This is a genomic window from Chroococcidiopsis sp. CCALA 051, assembly GCF_003015105.1.
Classification (GTDB): Bacteria; Cyanobacteriota; Cyanobacteriia; order Cyanobacteriales; family Chroococcidiopsidaceae; genus Chroococcidiopsis; species Chroococcidiopsis thermalis.
Genome location: NZ_PYCI01000049.1, coordinates 1 through 17,450, shown reverse-complemented (window position 1 = coordinate 17,450; position 17,450 = coordinate 1). Strand labels below are relative to the sequence as shown.

Below are 17,450 nucleotides of genomic sequence, written 5' to 3'. Positions count from 1 at the left end.
ATAAGCAAGTATTTCTCAAAACTCTCTGAGAGAAATTACGTAAGTTTAGCCGCAAAAAACGACAAAAATAGCTATTTACTTTAATAATTTATTTATTTTCGGTTATTTGGTTGATATTTGCGCGCCGAGCGAGAGATATCGTGGATTCTACGGATGTGACGTTAATAATTGTCGAGCTATATTAATCCGCTGTTCGCTCAAAATAATTTTATTTGCATTACCAAAATCGGCTGGTAATGTATTGCTGCTTTTGGGCAGTAAATATCTGGATAGGAGTTTTTGTAGGATTAAAGTTTTACAAAATTTGTTACTTGTTAGCCGATCGCTTGTTGATAAGTTAATTCAATTTAACTAACCTGGACGGATTGATTTTCAATATATGAAAACAAAATATCTGCTGACTTTATCGCTCCTCACAGCTATGCTGGGAACATTTGAGACAGCGATCGCGCAAGTAAGATCGAATGAAAGTTCTATAAAAATTTCGCCAGATTTCTTAAATTCTGAACTCATGCATTCTGCTGCACTAGCAAGTGCTAAAACTTCAGATAACTCATCAACGCCTAAGACTGAATTTAGCGTTTTTCCTGTAGGAATAAATATAGGCGATCGCAATGTCAAATCTGGCGCATTAGTCCGAGGACGAGAAGACGGCAGACAAGCACTTAACTTTGCCCATTGGCAATTATCTTACGATGATGTCATTCAAGTCTTAAAATTTAACGTCACCACTTTGGCTGACGGTCAGATAGAAGTCCGTTCTGCGGGAATTGTGACTCGCCTCAATCCCAAAAAACTCCGTACCGATCCCGAACTAGGCTTAGTATTTTCGATCCAAGACTTACAAACATTATTTGGAATAAAAGCAAAGTTCGACCTGAATGAATATGCAATTATTTTAGAAGTGCCTTGGCTGACTCAGCCCGCAACAAATACATTTGAAGAAACCGAAATTCCTGTTGTCTTCAATGGATTACAACGCCTCTACCCTGGCAAATTAAATATTGCTGGTATGGAACAAAGGGTCAATGCTACGGGAACGGGAGACACCACACCCACTTACACGGGAGACACCCTTGCTGTTGGTAGTGCTTTTGGTGGTTCTTGGTTTATCCGTACCACTCAATCCCAATTGCAAGACTTCTCCACTTGGAAACTTGCCGAAGCTCAATTTCTGCGTCAAACCGATTTTACCGACTATTTTGTAGGCTCTCAACCGACATTTTGGCAAAGTCAAGAAACGAGAAATTATTGGGGTTTAACCTTAGTTCAAAGACAAGGCTTTTCTCCACCTCAGAGTCTATCTGCTGGGAGTTCCGATCCGCGTCAACGCCTGCAAGCCGCTGTCGTGGGACGCACGATCGCAGGTAAAGCCGAACCAGGAACTTTAGTTAGGTTAGTCCGAGGATTTGGCAGTCGGGCGATCGCAGAAGTTTTAGTCGATTCTTCTGGAATCTATCGCTTTGAAAATATTAAATCCGATCGGGCTTATGACAGCAACTATCGTGTTTTCCTCTATCCCCAAGGACGGCTGACTGCACCACCAGAAATTCGAGAAGCGAGTTTTTCGACCGTACCAGGACAAATTCCCGCAGGTGCTTCGGCTTTCGTCGTGTCAGGCGGATGGCAAAGCGATACGGACGCGCAAATTCCTTCCATGCAGGAGTTGCGCGGCGGAGTTGCTGGACGCTGGGGTTTATCGCCAACGCTAACTGTAGGTTTAGGTGGGGTCTACGACGACTCTTTACAAGGCTTGGCAGAGGTCTTCTGGCGACCTGAGAACTTTCCTTTACAAGTAGCAGTCTCGGCGCTGGCGGGTTCTAAATTGGAGGCGATCGCCGATATTCAATTTACTCCCTCGCCTAATTTCAGTGCGTTGCTATCGAGTGATAGATATTCCAGCCGCTTGAATCTCAATTGGCAGTTGTCGCGCAGTTTCAGCTTATACGCCTCAGCTAACAGTCGCGATGCCACATCTGGAGGAGTGCAATTTAGCTTTAGCAGGAAAAATGTCTTCACCTTTGTCCGTGCTGGCTTGGATACCAAAAATCGCCTACGTTGGTATTTACTCCAGGGTTTGGGCAGATTGGAACTGAACTTGCAAGGTAACGAAGTTGGTACGAATTCGGCACTGACGTACAACTTATCTCAAGACAATGGCAATACCGGACACTCGTTGCTATTAAATTATGAAACGCGCAGTCAAGGTAGAAGCGATCGCTTACTGACTCTTGGCTGGCAATATCGTTCTCCACAACGGGCAAGCGATGGTAACTATTTATGGGAAGCTCAACTAGGTTACGGGATCAATTCTGGAGGTAGCGGTCTATTCGCCTCACTAGGAACCACAGTACTACCAGGCGTGATGCTACGCGGACGCTACCAAGGAGTATCTCTCACTTCTGATGAGTCGAGTTTCAGTGTAGAGTTAGTTTCTAGTTTAGGCTTGCAGGCGGGTATTAGCCCAGGCGACAGGCATACGAGCGAGTTTCGTACCCAAGGCGGTTTATTAATTCAACCGTTTTTTGACCGCAACAACAACTCAAAACGCGACCCAAGTGAAGAGATTTACACCGAAAACTGCGATCTGTTACTCATACTGAATAATCAACCACTAACCGCTTGGCGACCGAAAATTCAACACAACCGCATTCTCCTGCGCCTACCACCTAACACCTACCGTTTAGATTTCGATCCGGCGGGATTCCCTCCCGATTGGCAAGCACACCTACAAGCTTTGGCTGTGGTTGTCAGTGCTGGCAGTTACACGCCCGTTTTCGTGCCTCTAGTTCCTGCTTATAGCCGCACTGGAGTTGTCACCGATACGCAAGATCGACCGATTGCTGGTGCAACGGTAGAAGCGATAGGATCTGGTCAGCGCAAATTTTCCGTGACGAACAGTGCTGGAGTTTACTATCTAGAAGGATTGTCTCAGGGAGAGTATACGTTGACAGTAAATGGTAACTCGCAGTTGCGGTTGAAATTAGATACATCTACCAAACCTTTTCAAGAACTTAATTTGAAAAGCAAGGTTTAATATCCAGCAGCTTTATCTACAATATTACGCAAAGGCTTCTTAGCTTTATAAAGTGTCAAATTTTCTAGAAATAACCCTATTACCCGTTGCTGCATCTGTTGAGATATGCTGCTACAGTGGGGTGTAATAAAAACATTGGGTAGCGATCGCAACTGACTGTCTGCTGGTAATGGTTCTACAGTAAAAGCATCTAAAGCCGCGCCTGCAATCCAACCTTTTTGGAGAGCGTGAATAAGAGCATTTTCATCGATAATTCCGCCACGGGCAATATTAATTAAATAAGCACTTGCCTGCATGGATTTTAGGACATTGGCATCAATTAAATGTTTCGTTTGAGCCGTTAAAGGCGTAGCCAAGACGAGATAATCTATTTCTGGTAAAAGTTTACGCCATTCTTGTGTGCCGACTACCAAATCAAAACCAGGTAGCGATCGCGGATGGATGCAACTCCCCCAGACGCGCATTCCAAAAGCTTGAGCGCGGGTGGCGATCGCTTGACCGATACCTCCAGCACCGATAATTAATATAGTTGCGCCCATCAATTCTTGGATTCCCAAAGCTTCCACTTCTGGATATGACAACCAGCGATCTTGCTGTTGGGTAAGTTTAAATTTAGATAGACATTTGGCGCGATCGAGCATATATGCTAAGACAAATTCAGCGATGGGAATTGCATGAACTCCAGCACTATTTGTCATTATCAGATCGCGAGAGACTAAGGTTGGGATTAATAAATGGTCAATGCCTGCACTTTCAGTATGCAGCCAACGTAGGTTAGGTAATCGTGATAATACTCGCTCGAAAAACGTATTATAAGACCATTCATGAAAATACACCTCAGCATCGCTTGGATCTCCGTTTAGATTGCCTTGAAGATCGAGCTTGACAATGCGATCGTCGTTCGATAAGTGAGGCTCGATCTGTGCTGCTAAATTACTTGGTAAAACAATTTTCATAAAATTCTTATTTCCAAATTCCGAATTCCGAATTCCGAATTCCGAATTCGGAATTACCCTTTCACGCCGCTACCTGCTGCTGTGGGTACGATGTAACGTTGCACGAATAGGAATAAAATTAAAATTGGTGCAATTGAAATTATCGAACCAGCTGCAATTAATCGCCAGTCTAAAGAGAAGGTTCCTGCTAACATTGCCACCCCTAAAGGTAAAGTGTAAAGTTCAGGGCGATCGATCACAATGAGGGGCCAAAGAAAGTCACTCCAAGCACCGATGAAAACAAAAATTGCCAACGTGACGAGGGCGGGGCGAATAGCTGGTAGCATGACGTTCCACCAAATACCTAATTCCGAACAGCCATCAATTCTGGCTGCTTCTTCTAATTCTTTCGGAACGCCTTGAAAGGCTTGCCGTAGTAGAAATATACCAAAAGCAGAGGCGATCGCCGGAAAAATAATTCCTAAATAGGTATTTTTCATTCCTAACTGTACTGTCAAAATATACAGCGGAATCATCACGATTTGAAATGGAATCATGATGGTAGTGACAATTGCCGTAAAGATAATTTCTCGACCGCGAAATTCTAAGCGGGCGAGGGGATAAGCAGCTAAAGCACAAAATAATAAATTTAATCCTACTGTTAGTAATGCTACGAGCGTGCTGTTAAATAAATACCTGCCAAAAGGATTTGTCTCCCAGACGCGGACAAAATTATTAAATGTTGGCTGACTGGGTAAAAATTGCGGTGGAAACTGAAAAATATTTTCTGTCGGAGACTTCAGCGACGTACTCAGCAGCCATAGCAGAGGAAACAGCATTAAAATTGCGATCGCGCCTAGTAAACCATACGTCCAAATTATTCGCCAAGTTTGATTTTGTCTTTGTTTACCCTGATTCATACATTCCTCGTCGCGCTTGAATATCTCATCAATAGCAAAGCAAATTTCTTTCAAAGTAGGAATCAATCGATCGTAAATTAACTTATTTATTTAAAAAAATTTAGATTTATCTGGTAAAGACACTTGATTTATTTGTAATTTCATCTTACTATGTTAATAGTATTTTTTTAACTAAATGCTTGCTTAAAGCGGTTAGTTGAGGTGCGCGATACAATTGTATCGCGCATTGTTTTGTAAAGAGTTGTTTTGTAGAGAGTTGTAGATTTTTGCAATCTTGGCGGAGAAATTTTTGAACGCGGATATAGGCAAAACCTTCTTACAGAGTATGCAGATTACAAGCGCCACATTTTGACTTTTAACTTTTGACTTCCCCAACCGCCGGATATTGTTGCAACACTTGCTTTAAATACTGTCCCGTGTAAGAACGCGGGTTTTTTGCCACTACTTCTGGCGTTCCGACAGCGATGATTTCTCCTCCCTTGTCTCCTCCTTCTGGTCCCAAATCTATCAACCAATCGCTACAACGAATCACATCTAAGTTGTGTTCGATGACAATAATAGAATTACCTTTGTCTACCAATCTTTGCAGAACATCGAGTAATTTATGCACGTCGTAAAATGATAAACCTGTCGTTGGTTCGTCAATTAAATACAGAGTTTTTCCAGTGGCGCGACGCGATAATTCCGAGGCAAGTTTAACCCGCTGTGCCTCTCCTCCTGATAATGTAGTTGCAGGTTGCCCCAGGTGCATATATCCCAAGCCAACATCAAGTAAAGTTTGCAGTTTGTTAAATGCTTTGGGAATATTTTGAAAGAAATCTACGCCCTCTTCTACAGTCATATTTAAAACATCGGCGATCGATTTATCTTTATACTTGACTTGGAGAGTTTCGCGGTTATATCGCGCCCCTTTACAAATTTCGCATTGCACGTAAACGTCGGGGAGAAAATTCATTTCAATCACGTTTACGCCTTGTCCGCCACAAGCCTCGCAGCGTCCCCCTTTGACGTTAAAGGAGAATTGCCCTGGTTTATAACCCCTAGCTTTTGCTTCGATAGTTTGGGAAAATACTTCTCGAATCGCATCGAAAACACCCGTGTATGTAGCTGGGTTAGAACGGGGAGTGCGTCCGATGGGTGATTGATCGATCACGATCGCTTTATCAACTGCATTTAAGCCCTTCATTTCCTCTAAGTCTTTCGGAAAAGGGACTTTGCGCGTTAGGTGGTGTTGTAAAGCTGGGTAAAGTAACTCGTTAATTAAGGTAGATTTGCCCGAACCGGATACTCCCGTAATCGAAACAAGTTTCCCCAAAGGAATTTCGACATCAATATTTTTCAGGTTGTTGCGGTAGGCATTTTTGATAACTAACTCTCGTCCGTTTCCTTCCCGACGTTGGGCGGGAGTTTGAATCACTCGCCTTCCCGATAAATATGCCCCAGTTAAAGATTCCGGTGCAGCGAGTAAAGCTGGTAAATTCCCTTGGGCGACGATATTTCCCCCGTGGACTCCCGCCCCTACACCAATATCTACTAAATGATCGGCGGCGCGGATGGTTTCTTCATCGTGTTCGACGACAATTAATGTATTGCCCAAGTCTCGCAGTCTGGTTAAAGTTTGCAGCAAGCGCCCGTTATCCCGTTGGTGCAAGCCGATGCTGGGTTCGTCAAGCACGTAGAGTACTCCTGTTAAGCCGGAACCGATTTGGGTAGCGAGGCGGATGCGTTGGGCTTCTCCCCCTGAAAGGGTCATGGCGGGACGGTCTAAGGTAAGGTAATCTAAACCGACATCGAGGAGAAATTGCAATCTGGCTTTGATTTCGCGCAACACCAAATCGGCAATTTGCATTTGGCGATCGCTCAGTGTAATACTACCAATTCTCTGATGGCATTCTCGAATTGAGACGCTGGTAAGATCGAGGATGTGATATTGTCCCAGGCGCACGGCTAAGGCTTCCGGTTTCAACCGCTTGCCATGACATACAGGACAAGGCTGTTGCACGACATACTGTTCCAGCTTTTGCTTAATTAATTCGGAACTCGCTTCATCAAACTGGCGCTGGAGGATGGGAATCACCCCTGCGTAACGCCGATAATCTTTACGTTCTTCAATCCAAACGGGTTGGTCGCTACCGTATAAAATTGTCTGCTGCTGTTCTGAAGTTAGCTGATTCCAGCGGGTTTGAATTTCAAATCCAAAAGCTTTCCCTAAGCTGTAGAGTAAAGACAGGTAATATGAGTTATCCTTTTCCGACCAAGGGGCGATCGCAGCATAGACCGATTGACTCGGATCGGGTACGACTAATTCAGGTGAGAAAGTCTGCATACTCCCCAAGCCGTGACAGTGAGGACAAGCACCGTAGGGAGAGTTGAAAGAAAATAGACGCGGCGATAACTCTTCCATTACCCCGCCGTGTTCGGGACAGGCGAAGTTTTCGGAAAATAATAATTCTTTTTCCCTTCCCCTATCTTTCTCTTCGACTTGATAGGCATTCGCCCCTTCTGCTACTTTTGCTTGTAACGTAGGATGAATTAATACATTGCCTTCCTGTGCGGATGCACGACTGTGCGCCCCTACTGTCTCTCCTCCATCCAATAAATCGATAACAGCAATTCCTTCCGAACGCCGCAGACAGGTGGTGAGGGAGTCAGTCAATCTCTCTTCCATCCCTGGCTTTTTAATCAAGCGATCGATCACGACTTCAATATTGTGCGCTTGATTTTTATCCAATTCAATCGAATCGCTGAGTTCCCGCACTTCGCCATTAATGCGGACGCGGACGAATCCTTCCGAAGCCAGACTGGAGAGTAGTTTTTTGTGCGTCCCTTTTTTACCCCGCACGACGGGTGCTAAAATTTGAAATTTAGTTCTATCGGGTAATTCCATGATGCGATCGCACATTTCATCGATTGTCTGAGGCGCAATCGAGCGATCGCAGATCGGGCAATGCGGTTTACCCGCTCGTCCGTATAATAGACGCAGGTAGTCGTAGATTTCCGTTACCGTCCCCACCGTAGAACGGGGATTATGGGAAGTCGATTTTTGATCGATGGAAATTGCCGGACTCAAGCCTTCAATTGCTTCCACATCTGGCTTATCGACTTGCCCTAAAAATTGTCTTGCATAAGCACTGAGAGACTCTACGTAGCGCCGCTGTCCTTCAGCAAAGATAGTATCGAAGGCGAGGGAAGACTTACCGGAACCGGAAACCCCCGTAAACACGATCAGGCGATCGCGGGGTAGTTCTAAGCTAATATTTTTGAGATTATGCTGTCTCGCGCCGCGAATGCGGATGGTATTTTGGCTATTGGGGTTAGAAGTATCTGCATGATGCCCGTTTGCGGATTCAGTGACTTCAATCTTTGCATCGGGACGGTAATTCATGAGGGCAAGGCGAAAGAGTCCGTTGACGATTTTAACGATTTTCCGACTGTTTTTGCTATTCAGTTATCAGTGGCTGGTGGCTGGTGGCTGGTGGCTAGTAAATAGGGTGTGGGGTGTGGGGTTAGAATTGCGACTTGCGACTTGCGATTTCGCTTACTAGCCTCTCGTGCGTAAATAAGGTAGCCTTGCTAAAGAGTTTTTCGCGGGGGGTTAGGGTAAAGTTATGAGTGCGGTCATGAAGCCTTTTTCGGTCATGGGGCTACCAGTCCATCTCATCGATGATTATACGGCTTGGTTGCGATCGCGCATCGGGCAGCAACTCGGTACTCATGTCGTGACGCTTAATGCGGAAATGAGTATGCAAGCCGAACAAAACCCTGCTTTAAGCAATGCTATCCAGCAAGCAGAGTTGGTGATTCCCGATGGGGCGGGGGTGGTACTCTACCTAAAATTACTATTTCACCAACAGGTACAGCGATGTCCTGGGATTGAATTGGCAGAGTCTCTATTGCAGAATACGGAGGCGCGGGTATTTTTCTATGGTGGTGCGCCTGGAGTAGCAGCCAAAGCCGCCGAAACGTGGCGACAACAAGTCCCAGATATCAATATTGTTGGCACGCAACACGGATACATTTCCCCGGAAGAAGCGGAATTTCAGCAAACCCTCAGTCAACTCCAACCTCAATTGATTTTGGTAGGTTTGGGAGTGCCACGTCAAGAATTATGGATTGCGCAAAATCGTTATTTGTGTCCTAATGCGACTTGGATTGGTGTTGGTGGTAGCTTTGATATTTGGGCAGGAACGAAATCAAGAGCGCCTGCATGGTTGGCAAATAATAATTTGGAATGGCTTTACCGTCTCTATCAAGAACCCTGGCGCTGGCGGCGGATGCTGGCTTTACCTCAGTTTGCAGGTAAGGCAATTGTTTACCGCTTAACTCATTGATATCGACCTCAAGCAATTCTATGCGCGGTGTATTTCAATTGCAAAAATCTGATTTTAGTCAAAAGGCTATTTTTTCTCTATTTTCGCCTCAAAAGCTGCCATATACAGTTATTGGCTTTGGCATTTTGGTACGGCTAGTTCAATATCTATTTAATCGGTCTTTGTGGAATGACGAAGCCGCACTAGCGTTAAATATTATCAATCGCTCGTATTTAGAATTGCTACAACCTTTAGATTACAACCAAGGCGCACCTATTGGCTTTTTGATGGTAGAAAAGTTAGCAGTACAGGTGTTTGGAAACAACGAATATGCTTTGAGATTATTTCCTTTTGTCAGCGCGATCGCCAGTTTATTTATTTTCTACGAATTAGCTAAAAAATGCTTGCAATCTCGTCAGGCTGCGATTATCGCTCTTACTTTGTTTTCCACCGTACATATTTGGCTTCAGTTTGCTACAGAAACAAAACAATATTCTAGCGATGTGGCGATCGCGGTCATACTATCTTTTATTTTAATTGGCATAGAACAACAGCAAATTAAACTAAGACAAATCTTAGAATTTGGCGTTGTCGGCGCAATTGCCGTTTGGTTTTCTCACCCGGCTGTCTTTGTTTTAGCTGGGATAGGAATGAGTTATTTATTTATAAGTTTATTTCAACAGAAGTTTTCCTTGAGTTTAAAGCTGTTAGCTATCTATGCTATCTGGGCGTTTAGTTTTGGTCTTTCATATCTTATTTCATTACGCAATATAGCCAGCAATCAATCTTTATTTAAATCTTGGGCGGGACGCGGTACATTTCCTACATCCATTTGGGATTTCGGCTGGTTATTTAATGCCTTTGTAGAATTTTTTCACATTCCGTTAGGACTTCCCGATATTTTTCTGGGAATTGCGATTCTGGCGTTCTTATCTGGTTGTATCTCACTCTGGGTTCAAAAACGAACAATTTTACTGACATTATTGGCTCCTATCTTAGTAACTTTTTTCGCAGCTTATTTACAAAAATATCCATTTAGCGGTAGGCTAGTCATATTTTTAATTCCTTTTTTTATCCTTTTAATTGCAGAAGGAACAGTGGCAATTCGACAGATAAGAGATCGTCGAGTTTTCCAGAAAGCCAGTACTCTGATTTTGATATTGCTTCTCGTTCCTCCCATAGGAACTGCTGCTTATCTCATCTTCGATCCCTATACTAAACAAGAAATTAAACCCGTTCTTAGTTACATGAAAACTCATCAACAAACAGGAGATACTATTTATATTTACGAGCGCGCTGAATATCAGTTCAAATATTATGCGAATTGGTATGGATATCAGGAAGGAGATTATATTTTAGGGATAGACGATCTCGATCGTCAAGATGGACAAGGTATTTCAGAAGCAGAATGGCAGCGATATACCAGCGATTTTGATAAGTTACGCGGTAAGCAAAGGGTGTGGATCTTATTATCCCACTTGCGGCGCTGGGAAGATGAGCAAGAAAGAGTTTTAGCTTATCTTGATGGTATTGGTAAACGTATTGATGCTTTTGAGAAGGAAGGTTCTTTTGTATATTTGTATGATTTTAATTAGTCAGCAAGTAGATATGTCACACTGCGATCGCCTAAACGATAATCTAGTAAAATAATTCTCATGAAGTATGACTTACCATTGACTAGATGGCAATTATTAATTATCAGCATTCTGGTTATCGGTATATTTTTTCGATTTCTCTATCTCGATCGCAAGGTTTATTGGTACGATGAAGTCTTCACTTCATTGCGTATTTTTGGCTACACGGAATCAGAAGTCATTCAACAAGTTTCTCGTCATCCTGTTGTGGGTTTAGAAGATTTACAACGGTATCAGCACGACGCTGGTAGAAATTTGTTAGATACGATAAAATCTCTAGCTACGGAAGATTTTCAACATCCGCCGCTGTATTATGCGATCGCTCATTTTTGGATAAAATGGTTAGGCGATTCAATTGCTGCAATTAGAGGTTTATCGGCTCTGATTAGCGTGCTTGTTTTTCCTAGTATCTACTGGCTGTGTAGAGAATTATTTCCATCACCTTCGGTTGCTTGGGTTTCTATGGCGTTAGTCGCAGTCTCGCCATTTCATGTTTTAATGGCTCAGGAAGCACGTCAGTACAGTTTGTGGACGGTGATAATTTTACTATCAAGTGCATCTGTACTACGCGCTATTCGTCTCAGCAGTAAACTAAGTTGGAGACTGTACGCAATTAGTCTCATTGTAGGATTATATACATTTTTATTTACTGGTTTAGTCGCGATCGCTCACGGACTATATTTATTTAGTTTGAAGACATTGCAATTTAGCAAAGCAGCCTCTGCTTATTTTATCGCCTCTCTCACTGCGATCGCAGCTTTTATCCCGTGGACGATTATTGTCGTCAGCAATTTTTCTGCGATTAATAGTAATGTTAATAAGGATGAAGCTATACCCCTACTCAGTTTAGTTAAAGCCTGGGTTTTCAACTTAAGTTATATTTTTTTTGATATTTGGGGACAGTCAAGTTTAGAATCTAGATTCGCTCTCACGCATCTTATCGTTTTACCATTCTTATTTCTGACAGGATACTCTCTCTATTTTCTGTATCGGACAACAACCAAACAAGTCTCACTATTTATCCTATTGTCGATCGCAGTATCAACTATACCCCTAATTTTACCAGATTTGATTTTAGGAGGACAGCGATCGCTGACAATGCGCTATCTCATTCCGACTTATTTAGGGATTCAAATTGCTGTTGCTTATTTACTAGCTACTAAACTCTCGTCAAGTAGTGTCAAACAGCAAATATTTTGGCGGTTGCTAACACTCGCTATCTTAACTTCTGGTATTCTATCTTGTGTAGTTAGCGCTCGAACGGAGACTTGGTGGACTAAAGGTAATAGTGCTGAAAATCCTCAAGTTGCTCAAATAATAAATGAGGCAAATCGTCCATTGGTAATTAGCGATACTAAGATTGGCAGAATTATCTCTTTAAGCTATTTGCTAGAACCAAAGGTTCAATTTCAGCTCAAACCCAAATGCCATACTTGCCAACTCGATTTTACATCCAATCTGTCCTTTGATGCCGGGATTTCTACGAACTACAGTGACATATTTTTGTACAAGCCTTCAGATGATATGTTAAACAACTTTAACCAAATACAGAATTATACAACAAAACTTGTTTACGAACCTGCCCGTCTCTGGAAGTTGAGTCAAGATAAATCAATTTCCCTAAATTAGGTATAACAATTACTGTTGCGATCGCAACTCTATATTTATCCAAATTTATGCAAACTACTATAAAGCAATTTAAAAAGCTTCAACCCAGAAAATTTACTGCTTTCACTCTAGATAGAATCTCATTCGTCATTATCGGCTTTGGTATCCTAGTCAGGCTAGTTCAATATCTATTTAATCGTTCTTTATGGAATGATGAAGCCGCACTAGCTTTAAATATTGTCAATCGCTCGTATTTAGAATTGCTACAACCTTTAGATTATAACCAAGGCGCACCCCTTGGTTTTTTAATGGTGGAAAAGTTAGCAGTTCAGTTATTCGGTAATAATGAGTATGCCTTAAGACTCTTTCCTTTAGTTTCTAGTATTACTTCCTTATTTTTATTTTACCATTTAGCAAAAAGATGTTTGCAAAAACCAGCCGTCCCCATCGCCTTAACTCTCTTTGTTGGTTTAGAGTACTTGCTTTACTTTGCTTCTGAAGTCAAACAGTATTCATCTGATGTAGCCGTCGCCATACTTGGCGCTACAATTGGAGTATCTTTGAATCGGAAAAAGATCGAGCCTTTTCAACTAATAGCATATGCCATAGGAGGTGCGATCGCAGTTTGGTTTTCCCATCCAGCAATTTTTGTTTTGGCAGGCGTAGGAATATATCATGTATTAGCTAATTGGAGGCAAAAAAATAGAGAAAAGTTAATTATAGTATTGGCAGTAACTTCAATTTGGTTGTTAAGTTTTGCTAGCTTGTATTTTCTCTCTTTAAGGAATCTAGGTGAAAGTGAATATTTATTGCGATCGTGGACAAACAAGTATGCTTTTCCTACCTCAATATTTGATATTAACTGGTCGTATTTAAGATATATCAAATTGTTCAAAGATCCTTTAGGTTTTTCCGAACCTTTGGTTATTGTTCCACGGTTAGTTTGTCTAGCTGGATTTATCTCCCTCTGGTATCGGAAAAGAGAAATCCTATTTATTCTAATTTCTCCTTTCTTAGTGACGTTGCTTGCAGGTTATCTACAAAAATATCCTTTTCACAGCCGCTTAGTTGTTTTTTTAACTCCCTTTTTTATTTTAGGAATTGCGGAGGGAAGTTATTTCATTTGGCAGAAAACTTGTAGAAACAAATTTACTGCTGCTATCGGTATTTTAATTATTAGCTTGCTGCTTGCTGTTCCTATAGCCAATGCTACCCATCGTCTAGTACAGCCACAAACGAAACAAGAAATCAAGCAAGTTATGAGTTACGTAAAAACTCATCAACAGCCAGGAGATATTTTATACATTTATCAAAGAGCTGAATATCAATTTAGATATTATGCTGCAAAATATGGCTACCGTGAGGGTGATTACATTATGGGAATAGACGATCTCGATGAATATGATGGCAAGGGAATGTCAGAACAAGAATGGCAAAGATATCAAAATGATTTCAATAAACTGCGTGGGAAGAGAAGGGTGTGGGTCATATTATCTCACATTACTCACGTTCCAAATGAGCAGCAAAGAATTTTAACTTATTTAGATAGTATGGGTCAAAAAATTGATGTTTTTACAGTTCCCGGTTCGTTTGCGTACTTGTATGATTTTTCTTAAAAGATGATAGAGGTACACATATTTGTAGTAGGGGCGCACAGCTGTGCGCCCCTACAGATGTATTGTATCTATATGGAAACCGCTATAAACAGATAACGCCCGGTTAAGAATACAAATGAAAATCAATCTAATTCCTTGGAAAAAAAAGTTTTTGTCAATAAGTCAGTTTATACTTATTGCTTTTGTCTTTGGAATTTCATACACTCAAAGACCTTTATACTACGACAATCAAACAACCAAATTTTTTCATGGACTAGCACAAGCTGGCTATGGTTTTTTAGAAAATGATTGGTTTGCAAGCACTATCGATCCTTTACCAGCTTTTACTTTTTTAGTTAAGATAACTCATTTATATTTAAATGAATATGCTTTTTATCTTTATTATATAATTATTTTTGGCGTATACATTTACAGTTTGACTGGAATTGTTTCATTTATTTTCCCAATCAATATAAATTCTCAAATAGCTATAGATTCTAAAACTAATAGCGATCGCCTGAGATATCTAGTTTTTTTTGCTATTCTAATCGTCATTCATTCGATCAATATCCAAATTAAAGCTCTCGATTTAGATACGGCTTTAAATATTCATTATGGAGTTGCAGAACAATACGTTCTTGGACCTTACTTTCAACCGAGTAATTTTGGTGTTTTTATCATTTTCTCTATTTATCGGTTTCTCCACCGAAACTACTTCTTAGCTGTAGCTTGTCTAGCCTTAGCAGCTACTTTTCATCCCACATATCTTATGGGTGCAGCAATTATTTGCTTGACTTACTTAATTATTATCTATAAAAATGAAGGTAGTTTGATTAAAGTCATATCAGTTGGAGGTGTAGCAACTCTATTATTGCTGCCAGTATTTAGTTATATGTATTTTCAGTTCAGACCAACCACCGCTGAACTGTGGGCAAAATCGCAATATATCATCGTCCAATTAAGAATTCCTCACCATTCTATCCCTCAAATCTTTTTAAGTAAACCTTCGGCTTATTTACAAATTCTTTTAGTTGTTATAGCACTGTATTTAATTAGAAAAACTAAAGTTTTTGCGACTCTATTTATTCCTTTCTTAATTATTGTTATTTTAACTATTATTCAAATATTCTACCCCAATAACACAATAGCTTTTGTTGCTCCTTGGCGGCTTTCTGCGGTTTTAGTACCGATCGCCACTAGTATTATAGTTGCTTGGCTCGTATCTTACTTATTCGATCGCTACTTTCAAGTAAAACACAAACGCTCGGTGATGGCGGCGAGTTTAGCTACAATATCTATGGTTTTTGTGCTTGGCTTGTACAACCAAGGACAAATGTTTGTAGAACAAGATAGAAGCGTTTCAATGTTGAATTATGTCAAAAAAACAACGCAACAAGAAGATCTCTATCTAGTCCCAAATAAAAATAAAGAGTTACGCAAATTTAGAGTTTATACAGGCGCTCCCATTCTGGTTAACTTTAAATCACATCCATACAAAGATGTCGAAGTTTTAGAATGGTATGAAAGAAATTTAGCCGCACAAGCATTTTATGAATCACCAAGCGATCGCCAGTGCGACATTTTAAAACAACTCGTAGCCGATTATCAAATTAACAAAGTCGTCACCGAAAGCCAAAATTTCAATGCTAGTTGCACCTTCTTAGCTCAACTCTACAAAGACGAGCGCTATGGGGTTTATCAGCTTAAAAAGTGAGTCGTGTAGAGGCGTTACGTGTAACGTCTCTACACGATACCACCATACTGAGCTACAGGGCGATCGCTCAGCCATGCCCACATTTGATCGCCGAAGGAAAAATGCCACCATTCCCCAGGATGGCGCGTAAACTCAGCTTTGAGCATGATATCTTGCAATAACTGGCGGCGCTCGTGATATTTCTGCTCTACAGGATCGGCGCTACTTGCAAAATAATCGGGTTGCGATCGCGCTGACATCTCATCAATCGGAGAACCCATATTTACTGTCATTCCAGCCGCATCTACCAAGGTAATATCGACTGCTGCACCCGTACTGTGGGGTGGGGGAGTCTTGGGATCGGTGCTAGGAATTGCCCAAATTTGATACACTTGCTGCCATAAAGCCTGTTGTCGGTCGGGAGATAATTGTTCTACCGTCAGTCCTTCTGCTTGCAAAACGAGGCTGAAGGCATAATCTACCATAAATCGTTGAACGGCAATTGGACGATAGGCATCGAAAATCTGAATGCGCCACTGGGGATGAGATTGTTGAAGATAGGTTTGGGCTTGCAGTAGGCGATCGAGTACGCCTTGTCGAAGATGATAAGGCGATCGCCCTTGATAAGGCGCACCTAGTAATTGGTAGGGATGGGGTGACTCTACAGCAAACTTTTCTAAAGGAATTTTTACTAGCGGTTCCCCACACTCTGTAATTTGAATCTGTTGGTAAGGTTTCATTTATTCAGTTATCAGTTATCAGTGTAGAGACGTTACATGTAACATCTCTACAAAGCTATCAGTTATCTGTCTCCTGGATTTTGACTTTTAACTTTTAACTTTTGACTTTATTTAAGATTTTTCTCGCCAAATTTTAATCGTTCGATCCTTGCTACCGCTAGCGAAATGTCCTCTGGGGCTGAAGGTAACGCACGTGACTCCAGCTGAATGATCTGATAAGCTGCGCAGTAATTCTCCATTGGCAGGATTCCACAATTTAATCGTTTTGTCTCCACTGGCGCTGGCGAGGGTGTCGCCATCCGCGCTAAAAGACAGCGACGTGACTTCTTTTTTGTGGGCTTTGATAGTTTCTTGTAACTTACCGCTTTCAACTCGCCATAGAATCATTTGCCCGTTATTGCTACCACTGGCAAGGGTTTCGCCATCTGGACTAAAGGCGATCGCGTATACTGGACGTTTGTGTCCGGTAAAAGTCCGAATCAGTTCGCCACTCTCGACATCCCAGAGTTGGACGCTATTGAAAAAAGTGCTGCTAGCTAGGGTTTTGCCATCAGGACTAAAGGCGATCGCCGTAACTCCACTGCCTTCGCTGATGACGCGCAAGGCTTTGCCAGTTCTGAGGTTCCATAACCTCACGGTGTTATCTCCACTTCCACTTGCCAAGAGTTTTCCATTCGGGCTAAACGCTACCGAACTTACCCAATCTTTATGTCCCACAAAGGTACGAATTAATCTTCTATGCCGTAAATTCCACACCTTGACTGTTCTATCGCCACTCCCACTAGCAAGAATCGTTTTTTGCCCGGTTTTGTCGGGCATAAACGCCAGAGAACTCACCCAATCTCTGTGTGCTATATAAGTTTGCAATAATCTTTTCCCTGCCAAATACCAGACTTTGATCGTCCGATCTCCACCGCTACTTGCAATCATCTGACTGTTCGGACTGAACGCTACTGAATAAACTGCCCGTCGATGCCC

11 protein-coding genes are annotated in these 17,450 nt (G+C 41.8%); 6 read left to right on the top strand and 5 right to left on the bottom strand.

Annotated features, from left to right (window positions below; all coding sequences use genetic code 11):
- The first annotated feature begins 379 nt into the window (after positions 1-379).
- Positions 380-3,037, top strand: a complete 2,658-nt coding sequence (locus C7Y66_RS13870) for a carboxypeptidase-like regulatory domain-containing protein (RefSeq protein WP_199197424.1) — start codon at positions 380-382, stop codon at positions 3,035-3,037.
- On the opposite strand, the gene C7Y66_RS13865 is transcribed toward C7Y66_RS13870, so the two are convergent.
- The 3 genes from C7Y66_RS13865 to uvrA form a co-directional block, all read right to left on the bottom strand.
- Complete coding sequence (locus C7Y66_RS13865) at positions 3,034-3,993, bottom strand: D-2-hydroxyacid dehydrogenase (protein WP_106546019.1); 960 nt, start codon at positions 3,991-3,993, stop codon at positions 3,034-3,036. The genes C7Y66_RS13870 and C7Y66_RS13865 overlap by 4 nt on opposite strands.
- Before the next feature lie 53 nt (positions 3,994-4,046).
- Positions 4,047-4,892 carry a carbohydrate ABC transporter permease gene (locus tag C7Y66_RS13860; protein ID WP_106546044.1) on the bottom strand — a complete coding sequence of 282 codons (846 nt, stop codon included), beginning with the start codon at positions 4,890-4,892 and terminating at the stop codon, positions 4,047-4,049.
- A 355-nt stretch (positions 4,893-5,247) separates the two neighbouring features.
- Entirely contained in the window at positions 5,248-8,277 is a 3,030-nt protein-coding gene (gene uvrA / locus C7Y66_RS13855) for an excinuclease ABC subunit UvrA (RefSeq protein ID WP_199197423.1), read from the bottom strand.
- Positions 8,278-8,500: 223 nt separating this feature from the next.
- On the opposite strand from uvrA, the gene C7Y66_RS13850 reads away from it, so the two are divergent.
- The 5 genes from C7Y66_RS13850 (at position 8,501) to C7Y66_RS13830 (ending at position 15,753) form a co-directional block, all read left to right on the top strand.
- Entirely contained in the window at positions 8,501-9,223 is a 723-nt protein-coding gene (locus C7Y66_RS13850; protein WP_015156979.1) for a WecB/TagA/CpsF family glycosyltransferase, read from the top strand.
- 20 nt (positions 9,224-9,243) lie between these two features.
- Complete coding sequence (locus C7Y66_RS13845; RefSeq protein ID WP_106546018.1) at positions 9,244-10,797, top strand: glycosyltransferase family 39 protein; 1,554 nt, start codon at positions 9,244-9,246, stop codon at positions 10,795-10,797.
- 60 nt (positions 10,798-10,857) lie between these two features.
- Complete coding sequence (locus C7Y66_RS13840) at positions 10,858-12,465, top strand: glycosyltransferase family 39 protein (RefSeq protein ID WP_106546017.1); 1,608 nt, start codon at positions 10,858-10,860, stop codon at positions 12,463-12,465.
- 47 nt (positions 12,466-12,512) lie between these two features.
- The gene (locus C7Y66_RS13835) at positions 12,513-14,060 is read left to right on the top strand and encodes a glycosyltransferase family 39 protein (protein ID WP_106546016.1); all 1,548 of its coding nucleotides are present in this window, start codon (positions 12,513-12,515) and stop codon (positions 14,058-14,060) included.
- A gap of 115 nt (positions 14,061-14,175) precedes the next feature.
- Entirely contained in the window at positions 14,176-15,753 is a 1,578-nt protein-coding gene (locus C7Y66_RS13830) for a DUF6798 domain-containing protein (RefSeq protein ID WP_106546015.1), read from the top strand.
- 29 nt (positions 15,754-15,782) lie between these two features.
- Here the strand turns inward: C7Y66_RS13830 and C7Y66_RS13825 are convergent, their stop codons facing one another.
- Together C7Y66_RS13825 and C7Y66_RS13820 are read right to left on the bottom strand one after the other, a co-directional pair.
- Entirely contained in the window at positions 15,783-16,472 is a 690-nt protein-coding gene (locus C7Y66_RS13825; RefSeq protein WP_106546014.1) for a M15 family metallopeptidase, read from the bottom strand.
- A 111-nt stretch (positions 16,473-16,583) separates the two neighbouring features.
- Positions 16,584-17,450: WD40 repeat domain-containing protein (locus C7Y66_RS13820; RefSeq protein WP_106546013.1), on the bottom strand; the 867-nt coding region annotated here is incomplete at its 5' end.

Coding starts and splice junctions, on each gene's coding strand:
- C7Y66_RS13850 (WP_015156979.1), top strand. CDS start 8,501: ATGAGTGCGGTCATGAAGCCTTTTTCGGTCATGGGGCTACCAGTCCAT.
- uvrA (WP_199197423.1), bottom strand. CDS start 8,277: ATGAATTACCGTCCCGATGCAAAGATTGAAGTCACTGAATCCGCAAAC.
- C7Y66_RS13840 (WP_106546017.1), top strand. CDS start 10,858: ATGAAGTATGACTTACCATTGACTAGATGGCAATTATTAATTATCAGC.
- C7Y66_RS13860 (WP_106546044.1), bottom strand. CDS start 4,892: ATGAATCAGGGTAAACAAAGACAAAATCAAACTTGGCGAATAATTTGG.
- C7Y66_RS13830 (WP_106546015.1), top strand. CDS start 14,176: ATGAAAATCAATCTAATTCCTTGGAAAAAAAAGTTTTTGTCAATAAGT.
- C7Y66_RS13825 (WP_106546014.1), bottom strand. CDS start 16,472: ATGAAACCTTACCAACAGATTCAAATTACAGAGTGTGGGGAACCGCTA.
- C7Y66_RS13845 (WP_106546018.1), top strand. CDS start 9,244: ATGCGCGGTGTATTTCAATTGCAAAAATCTGATTTTAGTCAAAAGGCT.
- C7Y66_RS13870 (WP_199197424.1), top strand. CDS start 380: ATGAAAACAAAATATCTGCTGACTTTATCGCTCCTCACAGCTATGCTG.
- C7Y66_RS13835 (WP_106546016.1), top strand. CDS start 12,513: ATGCAAACTACTATAAAGCAATTTAAAAAGCTTCAACCCAGAAAATTT.
- C7Y66_RS13865 (WP_106546019.1), bottom strand. CDS start 3,993: ATGAAAATTGTTTTACCAAGTAATTTAGCAGCACAGATCGAGCCTCAC.